Genomic DNA, 4170 nt, shown 5'->3' with positions numbered 1-4170 from the left:
GCCGGCCAGACCGACATCGACATCGAGAACTCCATCCTCACCCGCGCCCGCCAGATCCGCCTCTCTAACCTCAACAGCCGGGGCTGATTGATCCTCCCCGGAGGGAAGGTGGCGGCGAAGCCCACGGAGGGGCCTCGCCACGCCTGAAGCGGTGGCGCAGCCCCCTCCACCCTGCTGCGCAGGGTCCCCCTCCCCCAGAGGGGAGGAGCAAGAGCGCGCTTGACGCCCCGTCCTCCCTCAGGCTCCAACGCAGCCCATGGCCCGATACAATCCCAAGGTCGAGGAGCCGCGCTGGCGAGCCGCCTGGCGCGAGGCGCAGACCTTCCTGACCCGCACCCCTGCAGAGGCTGGGGGCAGGCCCAAATACTACGTGCTGGAGATGTTCCCGTATCCTTCGGGCAAGCTCCACATCGGCCATGCGCGCAACTACGTCATGGGCGACGTGGTGGCGCGCTACAAGCGGGCTCAGGGCTTCAACGTGCTGCATCCCATGGGCTGGGACGCCTTCGGCATGCCGGCCGAGAACGCCGCCATCCAGGGCGGCGTGCACCCCAAGACCTGGACCTACGCCAACATCGCCGCCATGCGCGGCCAACTCGAGCAGTTCGGCCTGTCCATCGACTGGTCCCGGGAGTTCGCCACCTGCGACCCCGCCTATTACGGCCAGCAGCAGGCCTGGTTCACGAGGCTCTACCGGCGTGGCCTGGTCTACCGCAGGCAAGCCACCGTCAATTGGGACCCGGTGGACAACACCGTGCTGGCCAACGAGCAGGTGATCGACGGCCGCGGCTGGCGCTCCGGCGCCCTGGTGGAGAAGAAGAAGCTTACCCAGTGGTTCCTGCGGATCACGACATATGCGGACGAGCTGATCGACGGGCTGAAGACGCTCGACCGCTGGCCCGACAAGGTCCGGCTGATGCAGGAGAACTGGATCGGCCGGAGCCGGGGCCTGCGCTTCACCTTCGCCTTTGCGGGTGAGCGGCCAAAGGCTCTTGAGAGTGGGGTCTTCGACGGAATCGAGGTCTACACCACCCGCCCGGACACCCTGTTCGGCGCGAGCTTCGTCGGCATCGCCGCCGACCACCCGCTAGCCGAAGCGCTGGGGCGTGATCGGCCCGAGATCGCCGCCTTCGCCGAGGCCTGCCGTCGCGGCGCCGCGACCGAGGCCGAGATCGAGACGGCGGAGAAGAAGGGCCTGTTCACCGGCCTGGAGGTCGTCCACCCCTTCGATCCCGCCATCCGCCTGCCGGTGGTGATCGCCAACTTCATCCTCATGGATTACGGCACGGGCGCCATCTTCGGCTGTCCGGCGCACGACCAGCGCGACCTGGATTTCGCCCGCAAGTACGACTTGCCGGTGCTGCCCGTGGTGCTGCCGCCGGACGCAACCGCCGCCGACTTCCACGTGGGGACGGAGGCCTACACCGGGCCGGGCCGCATCAACAATTCGCGCTTCCTCGACGGCCTGTCCATTGAGGCCGCCAAGGCCGAGGCCATCGCCCGGATCGAGGCCGCCGGCCAGGGCCAGGGCTCCACCGTCTACCGCCTGCGCGACTGGGGCGTGTCGCGCCAGCGCTACTGGGGCTGCCCCATCCCCATCGTGCACTGCGCGCAATGCGGTCCCGTCGCCGTTCCGGACGACCAGCTGCCGGTGGTGCTGCCCGAGGACGTGTCGTTCGACCTGCCCGGCAACCCTCTGGCCCATCAACCGACCTGGAAGCTCACCACCTGTCCGTCCTGCGGCGGCCCAGGGGAGCGCGAGACCGACACGCTGGACACCTTCATGGACTCCAGCTGGTACTTCGCCCGCTTCACGGACCCGACCTCGCCCACCCCCATCGATCGGGCGGCGGCGGACTACTGGCTGGCCGTGGACCAGTACATCGGCGGCGTGGAGCACGCCGTGCTGCACCTGCTCTACGCCCGCTTCGTCACCCGGGCCCTGCGTGACGAGGGCATGGTCGGCGTGGACGAGCCCTTCGCGGGCCTGTTCACCCAGGGCATGGTCACCCACGAGACTTATCGATCCGAGGACGGCCGCTGGCTCTCCCCCGGCGAGGTCGACTACCGCACCGAAGGCCGGCACTCGGGCCTGGTCGAGATCGGCGCCGGTCAGCCGGTGCACGTCGGCGGCGTGGAGAAGATGTCCAAGTCCAAGAAGAACGTCGTCGCGCCGGAGGACATCTTCGACCAGTACGGCGTGGACGCCGCGCGCCTGTTCGTGCTCTCTGACAGCCCGCCCGAGCGCGACGTGCAGTGGACCAGCTCCGGCGTCGAAGGCGCCTGGCGCTTCGTCAACCGCGTCTGGGCGGAGGTAGACGGCTTCGCGCCCGCCGCAGCGGGTCGGGATGACGGCCAGGCCGAGGAGCTGCTGCGCACCACCCACAAGCTGGTCAAGGCCGCAACCGAGGGGCTGGAGCACTTCCGCTTCAACTCGGCCGTGGCGCAATTCTACGCCTTCCTGAACATCTTGAAGCGGCTGGACGGGGCGCAGGGACCGACCCGGCTTCAGGCGCTCAAGACCTTCGCCCTGCTGATCGCTCCCTTCGTCCCGCACTTGGCCGAGGCCTGCTGGGAGCGGCTGGGGGGCGAGGGCATGGCCGTGGACCAGCCCTGGCCCGCCTTCGAGCCGGCTCTGGCCGCCGATGACGAGCTGACCCTGCCGGTCCAGGTCAACGGCAAGCGTCGCGCCGAAATCCGCGCACCCGCAGGCGCGGCGGAAGACGAGGTGCGCCGCATCGTCCTGGACGACGCCGACGTGGCGCGTCACCTTGAGGGGCTGGCGGTGCGCAAGGTGATCGTGGTCCGGGACCGCATCGTCAACATCGTGGCGGCCTGAGAAGTGAGACGGATGATCCCAAGGCTCGCCACAGTCGGGCTCCTGGCCGGCGCCCTGCCCCTGGCGGGCTGCGGCTTCACCCCGCTCTACGCCACGCCCGCCCTCACCCCGGCCCTCGCCTCGGTGGAGACGGTGCTGCCCGGCACCTCGCGCACGGGCTTCCTGCTCAAGGAGCAGCTCGGCCGCCAACTCGCCCGCGATACCGACGAACCGGCCCACTACCGGCTGACCCTGACCCTGAACGAGTACCGCGTTCCCCGCGGCGTGCGGGTCAACAACGTGGCCAACCGCTACGAGCTGGACGTGACCGCCAGCTACAGCCTGACCGACGCCGCCACCGCCAAGGTGCTCTACACCGGCGCCTCCTCGGTGGAGGTCTCCTACGACTCCGCCGACCCGCCCTATGCGGGGGTGGCCGCCAACCAGGACGGGGAGCAACGCGCCGCCGCCCAGATGGCCATCCAGATCCGCCTGGCGCTCGCCCGCTACTTCGAGCGCCAGGCCACCCCGGGCGTCTAGGGCCGCCCGCGCGTGATCCTCGCCAAGCGCGCCGACGCCGACCGGTTCCTCAGCCGTCCGACCGGTGACGTGCGGGTGGCGGTGATCTGGGGGCGCGACCGCGGCGGCGTGCGCGAACGGGCCGACGGGCTCGCCCGCAAGGTCTGCGATAACCCCGACGACCCCTTCGACGCAGCCCTGCTGACCGAAGCCGACGTGGACGCCGATGGCGCGCGGCTCGCCGACGAGCTGTGCGCCATCTCCATGCTGGGCGGCCGGCGCCTGGTGCGCCTGCGCCTGACGGGAGAGAAGCCCGCCGTGGACCGCGCGGCGGCGGAGGCGGTGAAGGTCCATGCCGAGGGCGGCTACAATCCGGACGCCTTCTTCCTGGTCGAGGCCGGCGCGCTGGACCGCGGCTCGGCGCTCCGCAAGGCCGCCGAGGGACTGAAAGCAGGCGCGGTGAGCCTGCCGGTCTACGAGGACGAGGTGGGCGATGTCGCCCGCTTCGTGCGCGAGGCCCTGGCGGTGGACAAGGTCGGGCTGAACCCGGAGGCGCTCGACGTCTTCGTCAACCGCCTGCCCAAGGAGCGTGGCGTCGCCCGCCAGGAGATCGAGCGGCTGATCCTCTATCTCGGCCCGGGCTCGGGCGTCACGGCAAGTCCGGCGGACCTGACCGGCTATCTGGGGGTGGAGCCCGAGGCGTCGCTGTTCGAGGCCGCGGCGGACGCCTTCAGCGGCCGCGCGGCGCAAGCGCACTCCGCGCTCCGGCGCGCCTGGGACCACAACCATGGATCAATACCGCAGTGTCGGCCTCCTGAGCAGCCCAGTCAGCA

At 70.4% G+C, this 4170-nt stretch carries 3 protein-coding genes; all 3 read left to right on the top strand.

Features of this window, described 5'->3' with window-relative positions; all coding sequences use genetic code 11:
• Nucleotides 1–256: 256 nt before the first annotated feature.
• The gene (gene leuS, locus HUV06_RS14900) at nt 257–2839 is read left to right on the top strand and encodes a leucine--tRNA ligase (RefSeq protein WP_174302033.1); all 2583 of its coding nucleotides are present in this window, start codon (nt 257–259) and stop codon (nt 2837–2839) included.
• A gap of 12 nt (nt 2840–2851) precedes the next feature.
• Nucleotides 2852–3358, top strand: a complete 507-nt coding sequence (gene lptE, locus HUV06_RS14895) for an LPS assembly lipoprotein LptE (protein ID WP_174302032.1) — start codon at nt 2852–2854, stop codon at nt 3356–3358.
• A gap of 12 nt (nt 3359–3370) precedes the next feature.
• Nucleotides 3371–4170 (top strand): DNA polymerase III subunit delta (locus HUV06_RS14890; protein ID WP_174302031.1); only part of this gene is annotated, 800 nt, incomplete at its 3' end.

Source organism: Caulobacter sp. S45 (genome assembly GCF_903642205.1).
In the GTDB taxonomy this organism is placed as follows: Bacteria; Pseudomonadota; Alphaproteobacteria; order Caulobacterales; family Caulobacteraceae; genus CAHJWH01.
This window is presented reverse-complemented; position numbering and strand designations above follow the sequence as displayed.